Raw genomic sequence first — 18,145 nt, forward strand, 5'->3', positions numbered from 1 at the left:
CCTCCGTGTGCGGTGAAGACCTAGACACCTCCACCACACACGGAGGTCTTCCTCATGATCAAGGCGACATGCCGGACACACCGTCAACAACGTCCATGATCACTACACCTAGGCGACTTTGTAGGCGTTGCCCGCCGCCGTCAGCGCCGTGCCCGTGGAGAGTCCGGTGGGGCTGGTCTTCGTGGACAGGGTGAACCACGAGTACCGCTCCACAAAGGACAGTCCGTCGAGCATCCTCGTCGACGCCGTGATGAACGCGGTCTGCTGCTGCTGGCTCGGGTAGACCGCGCGGCCGGAGCGCCAGTCGATCAGCGCGTACTCGGTGAGCCAGATCGGCTTCTTGTAACGGTTGTGGACGTTGCGCAGGTACGACTCCAGGTGTCCGGTGGCCGCCGCGGAGAAGTCCTGGCCGTACCAGTGGATCGGGATGAAGTCGACGCGGAGGTTGCGCGCCTTCGCGCCGGCCATGAAGCGGTCGAGCCAGCCGCCCGCGACGTCCCCGCCGAACGCGACGCCGGGAGCGCCGAGCCTCAGTCCGGTGCTCTGCAGGCGTGGCCACAGGTCCAGCGCGCGTTCGACGGTCATGTTGGCCTGACCCGCCATGTCGGGTTCGTTGAACCCCAGCAGCTGCCTGCCGTTGGCCTTGGCGTTGTTCAGCTCGGCGTCGGTGACGCTCGCCGCGCCCCAGATCATGGGCACGAACTCGGCGTTGCTCTGGATGCCCCGGCGGTCCGAGGCCCAGGTGTAGTACCAGCGGGCGTCGAGGGCGGTCATGGCGGCGCCGGCCGGACCGGGGTCGTCGGCCGCGTTCACGCCCTTCTTGGCCGAGGCGGCGTCGGATGGAAGCGCTCCCACCAGTAGCAGCAATGCGATCAGCAGCAGGGATGTCTTTCGCATGGGTCGGTCATACCAGTGTCGGGTGCCGCCTGTCACCGTGGGAACACCGACGGTAGCGACACCGAATGGCTCCCAAGTCCTGGAACCGGGAACATCGGGGGCGCGACCTGGGTTGAGCGGTTGAGTCGATCAAGGAGGACAGATGGCCAAGGCAGTGGTGGTGCGTTCGGCCGGTGGCCCCGAGGTGCTGGAGCACTCGGACGTGCCGTCGCCCGTGCCCGGTGACGGCGAGCTGCTGGTGAAGGTGGGCGCCGCGGGCGTCAACTACATCGACACCTACCAGCGCAGCGGCCAGTACCCGATCCCGCTGCCGACCACCCTGGGGCTCGAGGCCGCGGGTGAGGTCGTCGTGAGCAACTCCGCGGACTTCGCCGTGGGCGACAAGGTCGCGTGGATGGGCGTGCTGGGCAGCTACGCCTCCGAGGTCGTGGTGCCCGCGGCGTCGGCGGTGCGGGTCCCCGAGGGGCTCGACGTCGAACTGGCCGCCGCCGCGATGCTGCAGGGCATCACCGCGCACTACCTGGTCCACTCGACGTACGTCGTGAAGGAGGGCGACCGGGTGCTGGTGCACGCGGCCGCCGGTGGTGTCGGGCTCCTGCTGACGCAGTGGGCGAAGTCGAAGGGGGCCACCGTCGTCGCGACGGTGTCGACCGACGAGAAGGAGGCGCTGGCCCGCGAGGCCGGGGCCGACCAGGTGCTGCGGTACGGGGACTTCGCGTCGCAGATCGAGAAGGTCGACGTCGTGTACGACGGCGTGGGCGCCGACACGTTCGACCAGTCGCTGGCCTCGCTGAAGCCGCGCGGGATGCTGGTGCTGTTCGGCGCCTCGTCCGGCCCGGTGCCGCCGGTGGACCCGCAGCGGCTCAACGCGGGCGGGTCGCTGTACCTGACGCGGCCGTCGACCGGGCACTACCTGCTCGACCGCGCGGAGCTCGAGTGGCGGGCCGGCGAGCTGTTCTCGGCGATCGCGTCCGGGGAGCTGAACGTGCGCATCGGCGGACGGTACAAGCTGGAGGAGGCCGCGCAGGCGCACACGGACCTGCAGTCGCGCCGCACGACCGGCAAGCTGCTGCTCCTGCCCTGACGGACTGAACGCGACGGCCCCCGACCAGCACCGGTCGGGGGCCGTCGTCGTGCTTCGGGTCAGGCGGCGGGGGTGACCTTCACGCCGTCGATGACGAAGACCAGCGTCTCGTTGGGCTTGATGCCCTGACCGCCCTGGCCGTAGCCCTTGGTCGGCGGCACGATCAGCAGACGGCGGCCCTTCTCCTTGAGGCCGACGATGCCCTCGTTCCAGCCGTCGATGACCGGCGCCTGGCCGACGTTCTCGACGTCGAACGGGGCTCCGCGCTCGAAGGAGCTGTCGAGCACCTTCTTGTCGGAGAACGTCGTGAGCTGGTAGTTGACCGTGGCCGTCGTGCCCGTCTTCACCTCGGCGCCGGTGCCGGGCACCAGGTCCTTGATGATGAGCTCGTCGGTGGGCTTGCAGCTCGGGATCTCGACCTTGGGCGCCGCGCCGAAGTCGCCGGTGACCTTGAAGTCGTCGGCCTTGCAGGGGTTCGTGGGCGCGGCGGCGGGGGTCGTGCCGCCGGCCGAGGGCTGGGCCGAACCGGCACAGCCGGCGAGGCCGGTGGCCGCCGCGAGCGCCACAGAAGCGATGAGCAGGACGTTACGCATGGTGGGTGAGCGTATTCGGACGGGTGTGAGCGTCGTGTAGCAGGCCACGCCGCCGCTCGGCCTAGGACACCCGGCGTGGGTGCATGTGGGTGGGGTGGTCACCCTCACCCGACACGTTCGGGGGCGGCGGCGACGGGGCGTCACCGAAGTGCACGAGTACGGGCCGACAACGGGCCTTGAGCGCGGTTATTCCGGTCATGAATGTCGCACGAATAGCAGCTTCCTTATCTTTTGACCGACGCGTACAGTAACTCCTCGCACTTGATCGGACACCGAGCGCATTCGTCCGTTCGGGTAGCGGCCAATCCGGTGATCCAGGAGGTGGGACACGTGTCCGCGGAGGCCGGAGGCATCCGCAGCAACCTGATCCAGGAGTTGTTCTGGACTCGGACCGGGTTGCTCCTCCTCATACTCGTCGTGACGTCGGGTGCGTCGCTGGCCATTTCCAGTCAAATGGATTCCGGTACAGCGAGAAACCTGCTGACGGCAGTGGGTACGGGCACGCTCATTTCGGCGGTGGTCAGCTTCACGCAAACGTTGATCACGTCGAAAGCGGCACAGAAGGCACTGCTCGCTCCGGTCATCGAGGAGAGCCGCAAAGCTCTCAGGGAGCTCACCCAGGAGTACCGGGCGCTCGACCGGGAGTTCTTCCCCAGTCACGTGTTCGAGCCGACCGCCAAGCCCGACCCGGTGTTCAACCAGCTCATGATGCAGGACCTGGAACGGACGCGGCTGTACTGCTTCCGCGGGTTCGCCGGCCGGTACGCGGCGGGAAGGGTGCTGCTCAGCCAGTCGGAGTGCGAACTCAGGGCCGTGCTGGCCGACCCGCACGACGACAACGCGATCAGCGGCCGGGCGCGGTACCTGTTGCGCAACGAGGGCGCGGACGGCGACTACGACGAGATCCGGGAACGGCTCAAGGAGCAGATCGGCATCGGGCTCGTCGGGCTCTACGCGGCTCGCAGCCGGTGCACGAGAATCGACGTGACGATCGTGTCGGATCCGCCGCTCGACCGGCTCGAGCTGTTCGACGACTCCGCGTGGCTCACGCTCTACAGCAACACCGCGGGAGTGCTCAGACCCTATCCGCGCACCCTCAGGTTCACCGAGAGCTCGTTCCTTTACGCGATGGAACGCGCGGAGTTCCTGCGCATCAGCAATTCCAAGGCCGGTTACCACTTCGCCATCACACCGGCGACGACTCGGAACGACTTCCTGGCGTTGTTCGAGAAGATCACCGGCGACGCACTCACCAAAGACGGTTTCACGGAGCTCGAAGGCAAGTTCCACGCATTCCGTCGCGAATTCTCCACGTCTGCTCAGTTGAGGAGCTGATCGATCTTGCTAGCCGAGTTCACCGGGTTGTCCGTGCTCGAGGAGCTCGCCGCCCGGATGAAGCGCGCCGATTTCCCTGTCGTCGACCACTGGACCGACGTCGGCACGTGGTTCACCGAGTGGGCGGCCCGGCCCGAACTGCGCAAGGAGCTGCGCGCGCACATCGACGGCCTGACACCCCAGGAGGCGACCTGGGTGATCGCGCACTCCCGCGAGACGACGACGCACTTCGCCTGGTGCCTGCGCGACGTCGTGGACGAGCCGTTCACGTTCTGGCTGCACGAGTACAAACCGCTGGCCGACTGGCGCGCGGGCTACGCCGACTCGGTGCACAACCACCGCTACCACTTCTGCACGACCATCCTGAGCGGCGCCTACCTGCACGAACGTTTCGACGCCCGGCTCGGCGTCGGCGGCCGCACCATCGTCGGCACGGAGCTCACGAACCGCACTCAGTGCACCGAGGGCGCCACGGGCACGATGCTCGCGCACGAGTTCCACCGCATCCCACGAGCAGCAGACGGAACCATGACGTTCCTGGTCAAGTCGCGTGCCGTGAACCCGTGGAGCCTCAGCTACGACCCGGACACCGGGATCAGCCATCGTCACGTGCCCGTCGAGGACCGGCTGGAGGATCTGACGAACCACCTGTCGTGAACCGCCCCTGAGCGGTCGCCGCGCGCCTACCATCAGCCCACCTGGTCGGGAGGGCTGATGATGCGCACGCGCACAAGGATTCCGAGATCTGTCATCGCGGACGTGGAACAGCGGGTCAGGCGGCTGTGCGAGGACCTGGCCGCCAAGCTGCAGTTCCACGGGTGGCACCACGTGAGCTTCGTCCGCGACAAGTCCGTGCACTTCGCCGAACGCAACGGCGCCGCACGCGACGTGGTCGAGGTCGCGGCACTGGTGCACGACCTGAACTACATGGTCCGCCGCAACTCGCTGCCCACGGACGGCGCGGCGCTGCGGCGCAAGATCCTCTTCGTCGCCGGCGTCTCGCTGGGCGACATCGAGTGGATCGAACGGATCGTCATCGAGGCCGAGATGCGCACCCGCTCGCGGGACATCTCGCTGGAGGCGCAGGCGCTGTCCGACGCGGACACGCTGTTCAAGGCGCTGCCGGTCACGCCGGTCGTGCTGGCGCACAAGTACCTGCAGGAGAACGGCATCACCCTGCGCGAGCTCGCGTACAAGATCGTGGGCGAGCAGGTGGGCAAAGCCGACGAGGGCTACTACTTTTACGACTCGGAGGCCGCAGCGACCTACACCAAGTGGGCCGAGACGAACCTCCGGCTGTGGCAGTGCATCGTTGAGTCCCTCGACGACCCGTGCGTCGAGGACCTGCTCACCAAGGTGGCGTCCTGAGCACGTTCTTCATCAAAAGCGGCGGGGAGTCGGTCGCGGCCCGCGACTACGACCCGCGCGAAGCCGTCGTCGTGTGGCATGAGGTGTTCAACGAGGTGTGGGCACCTCTGCCCGAAGACAACGTTGTCGAGCTCCCCGAAGCCCTCGTGGCGCAGCTCGTCAAAGCCGATCCTGCGCGCATGCACGATGTCGCGCTCTCGTGGGCGCCTCTCGTGGACATGGGGTTCCACGAGGCGTTCGCGCACCTCGTGGAGCTGTCGGCTCTGGCGCGCACGGCCGTGAGCCGCGCAGAGACCGTCTACCTGGAGGTCAGCGAGCGGGCGTGAGGCCCACGGTCTGCTGCAGGGGCATCGTCACGCCGACGGCGGTGAACGCGAGTTCGCGAGAAGCACGGCGCACGGTGAGCACGACGAGATGGGAGTGCACGGTCGAAGAGTGGCGCAGGTCGAGGTAGGCCTCGACAGCGGCGTCGGCGATCTGCGCGTCCTCCACGCGATCACCGAAGCGGCGAACCAGTTCTTCGATCGCCTGCCGCAGCTGGGCCTCCGAGTTCAGCATGCCCAGGTAAACGATCAGTGAGTGCTCACGGTTCAGCGTGCGCGCAGATCCGCACTTCCGTGCACCACGTACGCGAGCCCGAACACGTTGCCGCGGCTGAGCATCTCCCACCGCACCTGCCGCAACGCCTCCCCGGCGCCGACGCCTGCCGCGAGCCGTGCGAGCAGCATGCCCGTGACCCAGCCGGCCATGTCCTGCGGCACGGCCTCCTCGGGACAGACGACGGCCGACGCGCCGTGCTCGACGAACGACCGCACCAGGTCGGCCATCGGTGACGTGCCCACGACCAGCGGCTTGCGCACGGGCCAATGCGGCTGTGGCCACACACCCTCGCTGTTCCACCGTGCGATCTCCGAAGGGTCGAGGAACCCCTCGCGGTAGTGCAGGTGCACGGCGTCCATGGTCTCGCCCGCCAGAGCCCGTCCCAGATCGGCCGGTCCGACGTACGCGGACGTGACGGACGCCGGCGGGATCTGCGACATCAGCTCCGTGACGTGCCGCTCGGTCAGCGAACGGTCCATCCCGACGTCGACCGCCATCGACACCTCGAACGGCCACTGACGGGGCAGGATCCGCTGCACCAACGGGCCGACGGGGTGCTCCAGCACGCTCGACAGGCCCCAGAAACCGAAGGGGCACAACACGTTCCCGCTGTGGTCCGACACCGGGCAGTGCGGCGGGACGGGACCACCGCCACCGAACGGACCGAACTGGCCGACCGACGCGCACAGCCGGTGAGGACCGTCGGTGAACGGCAGGTCGTAGATCATCGGCCAGCGCACGGAACTCGACAGGTCGACCGCGGACGCCACCACGACCCCGGCGGGCCGTCCGGTGACCCGCGCCGCGTGCCTGATGGCGGCGGCCGGACCGGAAGCACCGGGGTCCTTCACGGCGTGCCGTCCGCCCGCCTCACCGAACACCTGCTCGTACGCGCGCGCTCCCTGCCGGGCGAGGTACGCGAGATCGCCGCAGTAGGCCGGGAAGTCCTTGCCGTACCAGGGATCCAGCCCCGCCACGGACGGCAGCGAGGACGACACCCCGGCGAGGCTCGTCCACGACGGCACGTCCCCGGACGCCACCAGCGCGCGGTCGCCGAACTCCAGCACCGACACCGCCCGCCCGGACGGCAGGTCCGCGAACGTGCGCGACAGCTTCAGCCGCGGCACCGAGCGGGACTCCCCCGCGCCGACGGGCAGCACGACGTGCTGGACGTGCACCGGCACCACCCCGGCGTAGATCACCAGCTCACCGCTCCACGGCACGGCGGCGTACGGCGTGGTGACCTCGAAGTTCACCCACGGGCTGGGCCCTTCGGCGGGCAGCACGAAGTTCTCCGCGACCACCTGCCGGCCCGACATGGTGAGCACGGCCCTCAGCCTCAGGTCCTCGGTCAGCCCCGGGCCGTCCCCGACCCGGACCCACACCTCGTAGTCGGCGCCCGGCCGCAGCGCTCCGGCGATGCCCTGCGTCGCGCCGGGGAGCGCGACCACGACCGAGACGGGGCGGTCGGCGGCGACAGGGGGCACCGGCAGTGCCGTGTAGGTCATCTGCCCGCGCCGTTCGAGCTCCCGGAACTGCCAGAGGACGTCCTCCACCCGCGTCTCGCCGGGACCGGCCGGCACGGCGAGCACCACGTGCGGCGCGCTCCAGCCCATCACCACCGACGCGGTGTCCACACCGGACACCCAGGTGTGCACGGCGGTGAAGAGCACGACCGGCCGTCCGAGGCCGCGCAACCACGCGACCACCGGTGCCGAGTCCCACGAACGCGTGTCGTGCAGCGCCACCACGTCGCCCGGCACGTCCGAGAGCGACGGCAGCGCGGAGGCGGAGGAGAAGTGCCGGAGGTCGAGAACCGCGAACCGCAGCACCCGGACGGCCGTCGTGACGGCGGTGGACCCCGCACACCCGACGGCCAGACCGGAGCTGACCTGCGCCCACCCGCCCGGATCGGTCACCACGACGAGTGAGGTGGCGGGTGTCAGGGTCGCGACGAAGTCCAGTGGTGAACCTTCACCACCGGTGACGGTGAACTCAACGGGCGCCACAGCCGTACGACTGGAGGTGCAGCTAGAACGGCCAGCCAAGCACCGGCAACCCGACCACGGCGTCCACGGCGAGACCGCAGAACACGAGCATCAGGTAGAGGTTCGACATGTGGAAGAACTTCATCGTGTTCGTGGATCCGCCGCGCCGGACGACGTTGTGCAGCTTGTGCGCGAAGACCGCGAACCACAGGCCCGAAGCGGCCGCCACCGCCACGTAGATCCAGGAGGTGACGGGGGCGAGCGCGAGGGTGCAGACCACGGTGATCCAGCTGTAGATCACGATCTGCCGCGTCACCTGCGCAGCTGTGGCCACCACGGGCAGCATCGGCACGCCTGCTCGGGCGTAGTCCTCCTTGAACTTCATCGCGAGGGCCCAGGTGTGCGGCGGCGTCCAGAAGAAGATGACGCCGAACATGACCAGGGCGGGCCACTCGACGGTGCCCGTCACCGCGCTCCAGCCGATGATCACCGGCATGCAGCCCGCCATGCCGCCCCAGATGATGTTCTGGGAGGTGCGGCGCTTGAGCACCAGCGTGTAGACGAAGATGTAGAAGAGGATCGTCGCCACCGCGAACGCGGCCGACATCAGGTTGACGAAGATCCACAGGAATGCGAACGAGACGATTCCGAGCACGATGCCGAAGATCAGGGCGTTGCGCGGCGGAATGGCGTTGTGAGCGAGCGGGCGGGCCGCCGTCCGCTTCATGACCGAGTCGATGTCGGCGTCCACGAAGCAGTTGAGGGCGTTTGCCGACCCCGCGGCGAGGGTACCGCCGGTGAGGGTGCACGCGATCAGCCACAAGGGCGGCAGGCCGTGCTGGGCGAGGAGCATCGCGGGGATCGTCGTGATCAGCAGGAGCTCGATGACCCGTGGCTTGGTGAGTGCCACATAGGCGCCAACTACCTGGCGAGGCGTCCGGTTGGGAGCCTCGAGGACGGCACTCATCGCGTGAACGCTCCTCGTGTTGCAAGTGGTGGGAAAACCAGCGACTGATGGTAACTGCGGGAAGAATTCACAGCCCGTTCGGGTGCTGGTGTGCCCCGCCACACACGTGCCTGGGACCTTTCAGAGCAACATCTGATTCCTCCGGGACTAGGCTGGCCGCAGGACGTGGGAGAGATGCGGGTCAGGCTCTTCGGGATCGATTCCGAAGAGTCGTCGTGCCCGCCCTAGCGACAAAGTTTGGAGCTGTAAGTCCGTGACCGTCACCGACGACATCACCCGGCTCACCAAGGCCGATCTGCCTGACGACTGGACCGAGCTCGACAAGCGCGCCGTGGACACCGCGCGCGTGCTCGCGGCGGACGCCGTGCAGAACGTCGGCAACGGCCATCCCGGTACGGCGATGAGCCTCGCCCCGCTCGCGTACACGCTGTTCCAGCGCGTCATGCGGCACGACCCCGCCGACGCGGACTGGATCGGCCGCGACCGGTTCGTGCTCTCCGCGGGTCACTCCAGCCTGACGCTCTACATCCAGCTGTTCCTGTCGGGGTACGGGCTGGAGATCGAGGACCTCCAGACGCTGCGCAAGTGGGGCTCGAAGACTCCGGGTCACCCGGAGCACGGCCACACCAGGGGCGTCGAGATCACCACCGGCCCGCTGGGCTCCGGTCTCGCCTCCGCCGTCGGCATGGCCATGGCCGCCCGCCGCGAGCGCGGTCTCTTCGACCCGTCCGCCGCGCCGGGCCAGAGCCCGTTCGACCACCACGTCTACGTGATCGCCTCCGACGGTGACATCGAGGAGGGCGTCACCTCCGAGGCCTCGTCGCTCGCGGGCACGCAGCAGCTGGGCAACCTGGTCGTCTTCTACGACGACAACAAGATCTCCATCGAGGACGACACGACGATCGCGCTGTCCGAGGACACCGCGGCGCGCTACGAGGCCTACGGCTGGCACGTCCAGGTCGTCGAGTCCGGCGAGAACGTCAAGGGCATCCTCGAGGCCGTCGAGAAGGCCAAGGCCGTCACCGACAAGCCGTCGTTCATCCTGCTGCGCACGATCATCGGCTTCCCGGCGCCGAACAAGCAGAACACCGGCGCCGCGCACGGTGCCGCGCTCGGCGTCGACGAGGTCAAGGCCACCAAGGAGATCCTCGGCTTCGACCCCGAGCAGACGTTCGAGGTCGCCGACGAGGTGCTGGCCCACGCCCGCGAGGTCGTCAAGCGCGGCGAGCACGCCAAGGCCGAGTGGCAGAAGAGCTTCGACGCGTGGGCCTCGGCCAACGCCGAGAACAAGAAGCTGCTGGACCGTCTCGTCGCCCGCGAGCTGCCCGAGGGCTGGGACGCCGACCTCCCCGTCTACGAGGCAGGCGGCAAGGAGGTCCCGACCCGCAAGGCCTCCGGTGAGGTCATCAACGCGCTGGCGAAGCACCTGCCGGAGCTGTGGGGCGGTTCCGCCGACCTGGCCGAGTCGAACCTGACGACCATCAAGGGCGCGAAGTCCTTCGGTCCCGCGGAGATCTCCACGGGCATGTGGAGCGCCGACCCGTACGGCCGCGTGCTGCACTTCGGTGTCCGCGAGAACGCCATGGGCATGATCCTCAACGGCATCGCGCTGCACGGCCCGACCCGTCCGTTCGGCGGCACGTTCCTCGTGTTCTCCGACTACATGCGTCCCGCCGTGCGCCTGGCCGCGATCATGCAGGCCGCCGTCACGTACGTGTGGACGCACGACTCCATCGGCCTGGGCGAGGACGGCCCGACGCACCAGCCGATCGAGCACCTCGCCGCCCTGCGCGCGATCCCGGACTTCTCGGTGGTCCGCCCCGGCGACGCCAACGAGACGGCGTTCGCGTGGAAGGCCGTCATCGAGCAGACCGGCCCGGTGGGCCTCGCGCTCTCCCGCCAGAACCTCCCGATCCTCGAGGGCACCTCCGCCGAGGGCGTCAAGCGCGGCGGTTACGTGCTCTTCGGTGACGACGACCCCGAGGTTGTGATCATCGGCACGGGCTCGGAGCTGCAGATGGCGTCCGAGGCCGGAAAGGTTCTGCAGGGCGAGGGCGTTGCAGTGCGTGTGGTGTCCATGCCGTCGCTCGACTGGTTCGAGAAGCAGGACGCGGAGTACCGCGAGTCGGTCATCCCGTCCTCGGTCAAGGCGCGCGTCGCGGTCGAGGCCGGGATCGCGCAGCCGTGGTACCGCCACGTCGGCGACGCCGGCGAGATCGTGTCGATCGAGCACTTCGGTGCCTCGGCCGACTACCAGGTCCTGTTCAAGGAGTTCGGCTTCACGACGGAGAACGTCGTCGCCGCCGCCCGCCGTTCCCTTGACAACGTGAGGGGTAACAAGTGAGCAAGCCCAACCTCGACGCCCTTTCGGGCGCCGGCGTCTCCATCTGGCTCGACGACCTGTCGCGTGAGCGGCTCACCAGCGGAAACCTGGACGAGCTGATCCGCGACTGGAACGTCGTCGGCGTGACGACGAACCCGACGATCTTCGCGGGCGCCCTGTCGAAGGGCGAGTCCTACGACGAGCAGGTGCGCGAGCTGTCGTCGCGCGGTGCCGACGTCGAGGCGACCATCCGCGAGGTCACGACGACGGACGTGCGCAACGCGTGCGACAAGTTCCGCGACATCTACAACTCGACGAACGGTGTGGACGGCCGCGTCTCCATCGAGGTCGACCCGCGCCTGGCGTTCGACACGGACAAGACCGTGGCCGAGGCGCAGGACCTGTGGAAGACCGTGGACCGGCCGAACCTGCTGGTGAAGATCCCGGCGACCGAGGCGGGCATCCCGGCCATCACCAAGGTGATCGCCGAGGGCATCTCCGTCAACGTCACGCTGATCTTCTCCGTCGAGCGGTACGAGAAGGTCATGGACGCCTACGTCGCGGGCCTCGAGCAGGCCAAGGCGAACGGCCACGACCTGCGGTCGATCCACTCGGTCGCGTCCTTCTTCGTGTCCCGTGTGGACACCGAGATCGACAAGCGCCTGGACAAGATCGGCACGGACGAGGCGACCGCCCTCAAGGGCAAGGCCGCTCTCGCCAACGCGTGGATCGCCTACGGAGCGTTCGAGAAGACGTTCCAGGGCGAGCGCTGGGAGGCTCTCAAGGCGGACGGCGCGAACGCGCAGCGTCCACTGTGGGCGTCGACCGGCGTGAAGGACCCGAGCTACTCCCCCACCCTCTACGTCGACCAGCTCGTCGTCGCCGGCGTCGTCAACACGATGCCGGAGAAGACGCTGCAGGCCGTCGCCGACGGGGGCAAGATCTCCGGTGACACGGTCACCGGTCGCGCTGCCGAGGGCCAGGAAGTGTTCGACCGGCTCGCCGCCGTGGGAATCGACCTCCAGGACGTGTTCGTCGCGCTGGAGACCGAGGGCGTCGAGAAGTTCGAGAAGTCCTGGGAAGAGTTGCTCGAGACGGTGAAGAACCAACTGGCTCAACTGAAGGGCTGATCACGAAGTGACCTCCGTCGAAATCGTGAGGTCACCGAACGCCGACCAGGTCAGCACTATCGCTGCTGACCTGGTCGCGGATTCGGTGCCGAGCAAGCTGACCGCGCAGGACCCGACCCTGTGGGGGCCGGAAGCCGAGTCCGAGGCGAGCATCCGCCTCTCGTGGACGACGTTGCACGAGACGTCGCGAGCGCTGCTCCCCGATCTCGTGGCACTGCGCGAGGAACTGCACGCCGAGGGCGTCGACCGCGTCGTGCTCGCCGGAATGGGTGGCTCGTCGCTGGCCCCCGAGGTGATCACGCGGACCGCGGGAGTGCCGCTGGTCGTGCTGGACACCACCGATCCCGCCCAGGTCGCCGACGCTCTCGCCGGTGACCTCGAACGCACGGTGATCGTGGTGTCGTCCAAGTCCGGTGGCACTGTCGAGACCGACAGCCACCGGCGCATCTTCGAGAAGGCCTTCACCGACGCGGGCATCGACGCCGCGTCGCGCATCGTGGTCGTCACCGACCCCGGCTCGCCGCTGCAGAAGGCGTCCGAGGAGGCGGGCTACCGCAAGGTGTTCCTGGCCGACCCGAACGTCGGCGGCCGGTACTCGGCGCTGACGGCGTTCGGCCTGGTGCCGTCCTACCTCGCCGGCGCGAACGTCGAGGAACTGCTCGACGACGCGGCCGAGGTCGCGAAGCTCGTGTCCGAGGACTCCGTCGACAACCCCGCCGTCGTGCTCGCCGGGATCTTCGGCGCCGCGCACGCGCACGGTGCCGAGAAGATCGTCTTCGCCGACACCGGCTCGGGCATCAAGGGCTTCGGCGACTGGGCCGAGCAGCTCATCGCCGAGTCGACCGGCAAGAACGGCACCGGCCTGCTGCCGGTCGTCGTCGAGGGTCCGGGTGCTCCCGGCTTCGTGGACGCACGATCGGACGCCACGACCGTCGCCATCGGACCGGCCACCGGGTCGGCGAACGTCGCGGTCGAGGGCAGGCTCGGCGCGCAGTTCCTGCTCTGGGAGTACGCGACCGCGCTCGTCGGCCGGGTGCTCGGCATCAACCCGTTCGACCAGCCCGACGTCGAGGCCGCGAAGAAGGCCTCCCGCGCGCTGCTCGACGCGCCGGCCGTCGCCGCGACGGTTCCGTCCTTCGTGGACGGTCCGGTGCAGGGCCACGGCACGAACTGGGCACAGCGCAAGGTGCACACCGTCGCCGAGGCGCTCACCGCGATCGTTGAAGTGGCGCCCGACCACGGCTACATCTCCGTTCAGGCGTACTTGGACAGGATCGACGACGCGTCGTTCGAGCTGCTCCGTGCGGAGATCGCGAAGAGGACGCACCTGCAGACCACGTTCGGCTGGGGTCCGCGCTTCCTGCACTCGACCGGCCAGTACCACAAGGGCGGTCACCAGAACGGCGTGTTCATCCAGATCACCGGCGAGTCCGGTGACGACCTGGAGGTACCCGGCCGTCCCTACACGCTGGCGCAGCTGCAGCTCGCGCAGGCGCTCGGCGACGGTCAGGTCCTGGCCGAACACGGTCGCCCGGTGCTGCGTCTTCACCTCGAGGACCGCATCGCCGGACTGGCCCAGCTCGTCGAGGCAGTCCAGGAGGACGGCTCGTGACCACTTCCGCCAAGTGGAACAACCCGCTGCGGGACGCGCGCGACAAGCGCATGCCCCGCATCGCGGGCCCGAGCGCGCTGGTCATCTTCGGTGTCACCGGTGACCTGTCGCGCAAGAAGCTCATGCCGGCGATCTACGACCTCGCGAACCGGGGTCTGCTGCCGCCGGGCTTCGGTCTCGTCGGGTTCGCCCGCCGTGACTGGGCCGACCAGGACTTCATGAAGGTCGTCCACGACGCCGTCAAGGAGCACGCGCGCACGCCGTTCAACGAGGCCGTGTGGGCGCAGCTCGCCGAGGGCATCCGGTTCGTGCAGGGCACGTTCGACGACGACGAGTCGTTCGACAACCTGGCGTCGTGCCTGGCCCAGCTCGACACCGAGCGCGGCACGGGCGGCAACCACGCGTTCTACCTGTCGATCCCGCCGGGCGCGTTCCCGACGGTGGTCAACCAGCTCAAGCGCGCGGGTCTCGCCCAGACGTCGCCGGACCAGTGGCGCCGCGTCGTCATCGAGAAGCCGTTCGGCCACGACCTGAAGTCGGCCAAGGAGCTGAACAAGACGGTCAACGAGGTCTTCCCCGAGGAGTCGGTGTTCCGCATCGACCACTACCTCGGCAAGGAGACCGTGCAGAACATCCTGGCGCTGCGGTTCGCGAACCAGCTGTACGAACCCATCTGGAACTCGAACTACGTCGACCACGTGCAGATCACCATGGCCGAGGACATCGGTCTCGGTGGCCGCGCCGGGTACTACGACGGCATCGGCGCGACGCGCGACGTCATCCAGAACCACCTGCTGCAGCTGCTCGCGCTGATCGCGATGGAGGAGCCCGTCTCCTTCAAGCCGTCGGACCTGCGGGCGGAGAAGGTGAAGATCCTCTCGGCGACGCGTCCGGCGGAGCCGTTCGAGGAGACCACCGCGCGCGGTCAGTACACCGGTGGCTGGCAGGGCGGCCAGAAGGTCCCGGGCCTGCTCGAGGAGGGCGGTTTCTCGCCCGAGTCGAAGACCGAGACGTTCGGCGCGATCACCTGCGAGGTCAACACCCGTCGCTGGGCCGGGGTGCCGTTCTACCTGCGCACCGGCAAGCGCCTGGGCCGTCGTGTCACCGAGGTGGCCGTCGTGTTCAAGCGGGCGCCGCACCTGCCGTTCGACGACACCGCGACCGAGGAGCTCGGCCAGAACGCCCTGGTGGTCCGGGTCCAGCCGGACGAGGGCGTGACGATCCGCTTCGGGTCGAAGGTGCCGGGCAACACGATGGAGGTCCGCGACGTCACGATGGACTTCGGTTACGGCCACTCGTTCACCGAGTCGTCGCCGGAGGCCTACGAGCGGTTGCTGCTCGACGTGCTGCTCGGCGAGCCGTCGCTGTTCCCGAAGAACGACGAGGTCGAGCTCTCCTGGGAGATCCTCGACCCGGTGCTGGAGTTCTGGGCGCGCAAGGACGAGCCCGCTCTGGAGAAGTACAAGGCCGGTACGTGGGGGCCGCCGTCGGCGGACGCGATGACGGCTCGGACCGGAAGGCACTGGAGGCGTCCGTGATCATCGACCTGCCCTCGACCACCACCTCCCAGATCAACTCGCGGCTGGTCCGGCTGCGGGACGAAGGCGGTGCGACGACCCTGGGTCGCGTGCTGACCCTCGTCATCGTGACCGAGGACGGCCAGCGCACCGACGCCGCGATCGACGCGGCGAACGACGCTTCGCGCGAGCACCCGTGTCGCGTGATCGTCGTGGCCCGCGGCGCTCGTCAGGCGGCTCCCCGCCTGGACGCGCAGATCCGCGTCGGTGGCGACGCGGGTGCCTCCGAGGTCGTCGTTCTCCGTCTGTACGGGGAGCTGGCCAAGGAAGGCGCCTCGTGCGTCATGCCGCTGCTGCTGCCGGACACCCCGGTCGTGGCGTGGTGGCCGTTCGACGCTCCCGTGTCGCCGTCCAAGGACCCGATCGGTCAGCTCGCGCAGCGTCGCATCACCGACGCCGCGGCCGAGAAGAACCCGATCAAGGCCCTGGAGTCCCGGCGTGCGCACTACGCGCCGGGTGACACGGACCTGGCGTGGACGCGGCTGACGTTGTGGCGCGCCATGCTCGCGTCCTCTTTGGACCTTCCGCCGTACGAGAAGGTCGTGGAGGCGGACGTGACCGGTGAGGCCGACTCGCCGTCCACGGACCTGCTCGCCGCGTGGCTGACGGACCGGCTGAAGGTCCCGGCCAAGCGCTTCAAGGCGACGTCGGGTGAAGGCATCGTGGAGGTGCGGCTCGGCCGTCCCTCCGGCGACGTCGACCTGATCCGCCCGGACGGCAAGGTCGGCACGCTGACCCAGCCCGGCCAGCCGTCGCGGCGGGTGGCGCTGCAGCGTCGTTCGGTGCGCGACTGCCTCGCCGAGGAGCTCCGCCGGCTCGACCCGGACGAGGTCTACGCGGCGGCGCTCAAGTCGCTGGCGAAGGTCGTGAAGGGCCGCACGCCGTCCGCGAAGGACGAGGCCCCCGCCCCCGCGCCGGAGGCCACCAACGGCGCGGCCGCTCCCAAGAAGTCGAAGGCGAAGGCCGGTTCGTGAGCAATCCGCAAGTGGTGGTCCACCGCGACGGCGACCTGCTGGCCGCCGCCGCGGCGGCCCGCCTGGTGACCCGCGTGGTCGACGCCCAGGCCGCACGCGGCCATGCGTCGGTCGTGCTGACGGGCGGCCGCACCGGTACCGCGGTCCTGGAGCACCTGAACCGCAACGCCGCGCGGGACGCGGTGGACTGGTCGAAGGTGGACCTGTTCTGGGGCGACGAGCGGTTCCTGCCCTCCGGGCACGCGGACCGCAACGAGACCCAGGCACGGGCCGCGCTGCTGGACCACGTGCCGGTGGACCCGTCTCGGGTGCACGTGATGGAGCCCTCGGACGGCAAGTTCGGCGACGACCCGGAGGCGGCGGCGGCGGAGTACGCGTCGCTGCTGGCCTCGCTCGCGCGTCCGGAGGACCACGGCGACGTGCCCTCGTTCGACGTCTGCATGCTGGGCGTCGGCGAGGAGGGGCACGTGGCCTCGGTGTTCCCCGATTCCCCTGCGGTGCACGAGAAGGAGCGTTCGGTCGTGGCCGTGCGCAACTGCCCGAAGCCGCCGCCGACGCGCGTGTCGCTGACGCTCGCGTCGGTGCGGTCCGCGCAGGAGGTCTGGCTGATGACGACCGGCGAGGCCAAGGCCGCCGCCGTGGCGATGGCGCTGAGCGGTGCCGGTGAGGTGCAGCTGCCCGCCGCCGGTGCCACCGGGCGCCGCCGGACGTTGTGGTTGCTGGACTCGGCGGCCGCTTCGGCGGTACCCGCTTTGTTCAAGCCACCGCTGGCTTAGCTCTTCGGCCCCCAGGCTTCGGTCTGGGGGCCTTTTTGCTTCTGGCCACGCAGTCTGCTGATCCGTTGCGCGCACGACGGGTGCGAGGCCAGCATCCGGGCCCGGAAGCCGGCCAGGGCCCGTTGCTCGTCGTGCCCCTCCTTCACCCAGCGCTGCAACACTTCCAGCAGCAGCGGCCCGTACCCGAGCTCGGCCGCGACCCGGTCCGCGTGCAGCTCGGCGCGTCTGCTCGACAGGGCCAGCAGCGGCGCGATCACCGGAACCAGCAACAACCACGGGCTGATCGCCACGGCCGCGACGGCCAGCGCCACGACCAGCACGACGCTGACGACCTTGGCCTCCGTCGTGCCGATCTTCCTGCCCGCCACGTACACGGCGAACCCGGTGACGACGACCAGCCAGACCACGGCCCGCGCCGGCAGCTCGTACCACCAGCGCAGCAACGAGATCTTCGTGTGCCCGGCCAGGTGGTGCCCGATCTCGTGCGCCAGCACGGCTTCGAGCTGCCGGGAGGGCAGCTGCAACGCCGCCGTGGACACCCCGACGACGTGCCCGCCGACCGCCATCGCGTTGATCTCCCTGGAGTTCTGGATCCGCAGCCAGAACCTCCGCGGATCCACTCCCGCCGCCCCGCACACCTCCTCCAGCAACGGCTCCAGCGCGGCGCGCTCCGTGCCGGTCGGCGGGCGCAGCCGATGTACCAGCGCCGCCAGCAGCTTGTCGGTCGCGGGCACGAACACGACGGCCCCGGAGGGCAGCCACAGGACCGGCACCAGCCACGCGGTCCCGGGCGTCACGGCCTTGCCGGCGAGGGCGGCCACCAGCAGGCTGCTCAGCACCGTCGGGACGCCGAGCAGCAACTCGAACACGGCGGACAGGTCGAAGCGTCGTCGGGTCGGGCGCACCGTCATCACCTCGCCG

General features: G+C 69.2%; 17 protein-coding genes. 11 read left to right on the forward strand and 6 right to left on the reverse strand.

Annotated features, from left to right (window positions below; translation table 11 throughout):
- Positions 1 to 108 precede the first annotated feature (108 nt).
- The gene (locus tag ACWF7A_RS17870) at positions 109 to 897 is read right to left on the reverse strand and encodes a glycoside hydrolase family protein (RefSeq protein ID WP_452251551.1); all 789 of its coding nucleotides are present in this window, start codon (positions 895 to 897) and stop codon (positions 109 to 111) included.
- A gap of 142 nt (positions 898 to 1,039) precedes the next feature.
- Between ACWF7A_RS17870 and ACWF7A_RS17875 the strand changes: the two genes are divergently transcribed.
- Positions 1,040 to 1,981, forward strand: coding sequence for a quinone oxidoreductase family protein (locus ACWF7A_RS17875; protein WP_452251552.1), 942 nt, complete (start codon positions 1,040 to 1,042; stop codon positions 1,979 to 1,981).
- A gap of 59 nt (positions 1,982 to 2,040) precedes the next feature.
- Here ACWF7A_RS17875 and ACWF7A_RS17880 read toward each other — a convergent pair whose 3' ends face one another.
- A complete protein-coding gene (locus tag ACWF7A_RS17880) occupies positions 2,041 to 2,574 on the reverse strand; it encodes an FKBP-type peptidyl-prolyl cis-trans isomerase (protein WP_452251553.1) in 534 nt (177 codons plus the stop codon).
- 396 nt (positions 2,575 to 2,970) lie between these two features.
- On the opposite strand from ACWF7A_RS17880, the gene ACWF7A_RS17885 reads away from it, so the two are divergent.
- Genes ACWF7A_RS17885 through ACWF7A_RS17900 form a run of 4 tightly spaced genes read left to right on the forward strand, consistent with a single transcriptional unit; the run spans position 2,971 to position 5,603 of the window.
- Entirely contained in the window at positions 2,971 to 3,909 is a 939-nt protein-coding gene (locus ACWF7A_RS17885; RefSeq protein ID WP_452251862.1) for a hypothetical protein, read from the forward strand.
- A 57-nt stretch (positions 3,910 to 3,966) separates the two neighbouring features.
- Positions 3,967 to 4,566 carry a hypothetical protein gene (locus ACWF7A_RS17890; protein ID WP_452251863.1) on the forward strand — a complete coding sequence of 200 codons (600 nt, stop codon included), beginning with the start codon at positions 3,967 to 3,969 and terminating at the stop codon, positions 4,564 to 4,566.
- Positions 4,567 to 4,626: 60 nt separating this feature from the next.
- Positions 4,627 to 5,277 (forward strand): HD family phosphohydrolase, encoded by a 651-nt coding sequence (locus ACWF7A_RS17895; RefSeq protein WP_452251554.1) that lies wholly within the window; start codon positions 4,627 to 4,629, stop codon positions 5,275 to 5,277.
- Positions 5,241 to 5,603, forward strand: coding sequence for a hypothetical protein (locus ACWF7A_RS17900; protein ID WP_452251555.1), 363 nt, complete (start codon positions 5,241 to 5,243; stop codon positions 5,601 to 5,603). The genes ACWF7A_RS17895 and ACWF7A_RS17900 overlap by 37 nt, the downstream gene beginning before the upstream one ends.
- Here ACWF7A_RS17900 and ACWF7A_RS17905 read toward each other — a convergent pair.
- Genes ACWF7A_RS17905 through ACWF7A_RS17915 form a run of 3 tightly spaced genes read right to left on the reverse strand, consistent with a single transcriptional unit; the run spans position 5,587 to position 8,832 of the window.
- Positions 5,587 to 5,835 (reverse strand): three-helix bundle dimerization domain-containing protein, encoded by a 249-nt coding sequence (locus ACWF7A_RS17905; protein ID WP_452251556.1) that lies wholly within the window; start codon positions 5,833 to 5,835, stop codon positions 5,587 to 5,589. The genes ACWF7A_RS17900 and ACWF7A_RS17905 overlap by 17 nt on opposite strands.
- A 32-nt stretch (positions 5,836 to 5,867) precedes the next feature.
- Positions 5,868 to 7,886 carry a hypothetical protein gene (locus tag ACWF7A_RS17910; RefSeq protein ID WP_452251557.1) on the reverse strand — a complete coding sequence of 673 codons (2,019 nt, stop codon included), beginning with the start codon at positions 7,884 to 7,886 and terminating at the stop codon, positions 5,868 to 5,870.
- A 22-nt stretch (positions 7,887 to 7,908) separates the two neighbouring features.
- The gene (locus ACWF7A_RS17915; protein ID WP_452251558.1) at positions 7,909 to 8,832 is read right to left on the reverse strand and encodes a heme o synthase; all 924 of its coding nucleotides are present in this window, start codon (positions 8,830 to 8,832) and stop codon (positions 7,909 to 7,911) included.
- A 253-nt stretch (positions 8,833 to 9,085) separates the two neighbouring features.
- Here ACWF7A_RS17915 and tkt point away from each other — a divergent pair, with 253 nt between their 5' ends.
- The 6 genes from tkt to pgl are packed head-to-tail and all read left to right on the forward strand — an operon-like array spanning position 9,086 to position 17,224.
- Positions 9,086 to 11,176 carry a transketolase gene (tkt, locus tag ACWF7A_RS17920; RefSeq protein ID WP_452251559.1) on the forward strand — a complete coding sequence of 697 codons (2,091 nt, stop codon included), beginning with the start codon at positions 9,086 to 9,088 and terminating at the stop codon, positions 11,174 to 11,176.
- The gene (tal, locus tag ACWF7A_RS17925) at positions 11,173 to 12,285 is read left to right on the forward strand and encodes a transaldolase (protein WP_452251560.1); all 1,113 of its coding nucleotides are present in this window, start codon (positions 11,173 to 11,175) and stop codon (positions 12,283 to 12,285) included. The genes tkt and tal overlap by 4 nt, the downstream gene beginning before the upstream one ends.
- Before the next feature lie 25 nt (positions 12,286 to 12,310).
- The gene (locus ACWF7A_RS17930; RefSeq protein WP_452251561.1) at positions 12,311 to 13,897 is read left to right on the forward strand and encodes a glucose-6-phosphate isomerase; all 1,587 of its coding nucleotides are present in this window, start codon (positions 12,311 to 12,313) and stop codon (positions 13,895 to 13,897) included.
- A gap of 50 nt (positions 13,898 to 13,947) precedes the next feature.
- The gene (gene zwf, locus ACWF7A_RS17935) at positions 13,948 to 15,435 is read left to right on the forward strand and encodes a glucose-6-phosphate dehydrogenase (RefSeq protein WP_452251864.1); all 1,488 of its coding nucleotides are present in this window, start codon (positions 13,948 to 13,950) and stop codon (positions 15,433 to 15,435) included.
- Positions 15,432 to 16,448: a glucose-6-phosphate dehydrogenase assembly protein OpcA gene (opcA, locus tag ACWF7A_RS17940; RefSeq protein WP_452251562.1), complete on the forward strand. Its 1,017-nt coding sequence runs from the start codon at positions 15,432 to 15,434 to the stop codon at positions 16,446 to 16,448. The genes zwf and opcA overlap by 4 nt, the downstream gene beginning before the upstream one ends.
- Complete coding sequence (pgl, locus tag ACWF7A_RS17945; protein WP_452251563.1) at positions 16,445 to 17,224, forward strand: 6-phosphogluconolactonase; 780 nt, start codon at positions 16,445 to 16,447, stop codon at positions 17,222 to 17,224. Before opcA ends, pgl begins: the two co-directional genes overlap by 4 nt.
- Here pgl and ACWF7A_RS17950 read toward each other — a convergent pair.
- Entirely contained in the window at positions 17,221 to 18,129 is a 909-nt protein-coding gene (locus ACWF7A_RS17950; RefSeq protein ID WP_452251564.1) for a M48 family metalloprotease, read from the reverse strand. The genes pgl and ACWF7A_RS17950 overlap by 4 nt on opposite strands.
- Between the last annotated feature and the right edge of the window lie 16 nt (positions 18,130 to 18,145).

This window comes from Lentzea sp. NPDC055074, from assembly GCF_053608005.1.

Coding starts and splice junctions, on each gene's coding strand:
- ACWF7A_RS17870 (WP_452251551.1), bottom strand. CDS start 897: ATGCGAAAGACATCCCTGCTGCTGATCGCATTGCTGCTACTGGTGGGA.
- ACWF7A_RS17875 (WP_452251552.1), top strand. CDS start 1,040: ATGGCCAAGGCAGTGGTGGTGCGTTCGGCCGGTGGCCCCGAGGTGCTG.
- ACWF7A_RS17880 (WP_452251553.1), bottom strand. CDS start 2,574: ATGCGTAACGTCCTGCTCATCGCTTCTGTGGCGCTCGCGGCGGCCACC.
- ACWF7A_RS17890 (WP_452251863.1), top strand. CDS start 3,967: ATGAAGCGCGCCGATTTCCCTGTCGTCGACCACTGGACCGACGTCGGC.
- ACWF7A_RS17895 (WP_452251554.1), top strand. CDS start 4,627: ATGCGCACGCGCACAAGGATTCCGAGATCTGTCATCGCGGACGTGGAA.
- ACWF7A_RS17905 (WP_452251556.1), bottom strand. CDS start 5,835: ATGCTGAACTCGGAGGCCCAGCTGCGGCAGGCGATCGAAGAACTGGTT.
- ACWF7A_RS17915 (WP_452251558.1), bottom strand. CDS start 8,832: ATGAGTGCCGTCCTCGAGGCTCCCAACCGGACGCCTCGCCAGGTAGTT.
- zwf (WP_452251864.1), top strand. CDS start 13,948: ATGCCCCGCATCGCGGGCCCGAGCGCGCTGGTCATCTTCGGTGTCACC.